Source organism: Mesorhizobium sp. M0830 (assembly GCF_040319965.1).
In the GTDB taxonomy this organism is placed as follows: Bacteria; Pseudomonadota; Alphaproteobacteria; order Rhizobiales; family Rhizobiaceae; genus Mesorhizobium.
In genome coordinates this window covers 1-1,493 of the sequence record NZ_JAMYOR010000136.1, presented here as the reverse complement: position 1 = coordinate 1,493, position 1,493 = coordinate 1, and the positions used below count along the sequence as shown (strand labels likewise).

2 protein-coding genes are annotated in these 1,493 nt (G+C 61.5%); both read right to left on the bottom strand.

Annotated elements, in window-relative coordinates; translation table 11 throughout:
* On the bottom strand, positions 1–319 hold a 319-nt coding region (locus NKI20_RS33530), incomplete at its 3' end, for a hypothetical protein (RefSeq protein WP_352838270.1).
* On the bottom strand, positions 316–1,422 hold the full coding sequence (locus tag NKI20_RS33525) for an IS5 family transposase (protein ID WP_352448110.1): 1,107 nt from the start codon (positions 1,420–1,422) through the stop codon (positions 316–318). The genes NKI20_RS33530 and NKI20_RS33525, both read right to left, overlap by 4 nt.
* Positions 1,423–1,493 lie beyond the last annotated feature (71 nt).

Sequence of the window (1,493 nt, the reverse complement as noted above, 5' to 3'; positions counted from 1 at the left end):
CTGTTGAAGAAGTCCATTTGCGGGCGATGAAGTCTGCTTCGTCGCCGCGTTGGAAGCAGATTTGTCCGTTGATAGAGCCGTCTGGCTGGATTTCAGCCCAGCCAGTGCCTTGGGCCTCGTCCATTTCGTCATTGCCTTGCCAGGAGAAGGCGACGTTGTTGCCGTGGCCCGCGCCGAAGATCTGCCCCGTAACGCAGCCGAAGGCGAATTCGCCGGAGCCATCGGCCGCGAATTCAATGTAGGCTGGCTCCATCATGTCGAGATAGTCCTCGACATAGTCGGGCATCTCAACGATCCGCCAGCGGGCCACGATGCTCATGCCGGGGCCGCCAGCAGCTTGGGCAGGCGGATCAGATTGTAGGCCGCCAGGTTCAAGGTGAAGGCAGCATTCACACGGGCGCATCCTCGCAGCTTAACCTTGGCCATGCCGGCCGAGGCCTTGATCCAACCGAACACCTCTTCGATCCGCTTGCGGCAGCGCTGGCTGACATCATAGCCCGGATGGCGTTTCGTGCGGTCATCGATCGCCGTCACGCGAGGCTTGCCGGTTTTGCTCAGATGGCCGTCGATGGCGATGTGCGGTGTGACCTTGCGCTCACGCAGATCCTTGACGAACTGGCGGACATCATAGGCTTTGTCGGCGCCCAGCGTGATGCGCCGCCGCGACGGTCTGCGGTCCAACATGGCGAGCGCGGCATCACGCTCACCCGTGCCTGTCGCCTGGGTAATGCCGCCATCGACCGCCAGCCCATGACGGTTCTCCATTAGCGCATGCCCCAAGTAGCACAGCCTCGCCGGCTGACCATCGCCCTTCTTGTAGAGCCGCGCTTCGGGGTCGCTCGTGCTTTGGTGTGTGTCGTTAGAGCGCTTCTCCTTATGGAAGCCCCGTTCGGCGTTGCGGCCAGCACCGTCCGGGCCGTTGTCGCCGCCATCCTTGCGGCGGAAACTCTTGATCGAAGCCCAAGCCTCGATCAGCGTGCCGTCCACCGAGAAGTGATCCGACGACAAAAGCCGCTTCACCCTTGGCTGCGCTAGCACCGCGCGCAGAAACTTTGCCGCGATCTCACCTTCCAACAGCCGATCCCGGTTCTTGGTGAAGCTCGAATGATCCCAGGCCGGCTCGTCAACACCAAGCCCTACGAACCAGCGGAACAGAAGATCGAACTCCATCCGCTCCATTAATTGACGCTCCGAGCGAATGCCGTAGAAGGCCTGCAACAGCATCGCACGCAGCAACCGTTCCGGCGCGATCGACGGGCGGCCGAGCCCAGGCGGATAAAGCACCGCAAAATCGCCGTCCATCTCCACAAGAGCCGTGTTGACGATCTCTCGGATCGTCCGAAGCGGATGATCTCGCCGCACCCGCGCCTCAAGGTCGACATACGAAAACAGCGAACCTGTCCGCTCGTCCAATCCGCGCATCCGCAAATCCCCATTCTTCCGGGGAGCAGTGAATCACGCCACTAACGCCTGCGCTAGCACTTCTTCAACAG